This window comes from Peribacillus sp. SIMBA_075 (assembly GCF_046534585.1).
In genome coordinates, this window is the sequence record NZ_JAWRYN010000748.1 from 1 (window position 1) to 267 (window position 267).

Consider the following 267-nt stretch of genomic DNA (forward strand, 5'->3'; position numbering starts at 1 on the left):
TTTATATCCAAGATATCGCTGGCATCCTGAGCGAAGAGCAAGAAGCCGAGATCAAGAATCTGGGGGCCGGCCTGGAAGACGCCACTACCGCCCAAATCGCCGTCATGGTAGTTGACTCCTTGGACGGCGAGCCAATTGAAAGCTATGCCAATGAAGCTCTGCGCCATTACGGCGTGGGCTCGGCACAAGAAAACAACGGCGTGCTGGTCGTATTGTCCATGGGGGACCGCGAGATTTATATCGAAATTGGCTACGGCCTTGAAGGGG

1 protein-coding gene is annotated in these 267 nt (G+C 54.7%); it reads left to right on the forward strand.

Features of this window, described 5'->3' with window-relative positions; genetic code table 11:
- Window positions 1-267 (forward strand): TPM domain-containing protein (locus tag SB775_RS30200; RefSeq protein ID WP_410864937.1); only part of this gene is annotated, 267 nt, incomplete at both ends.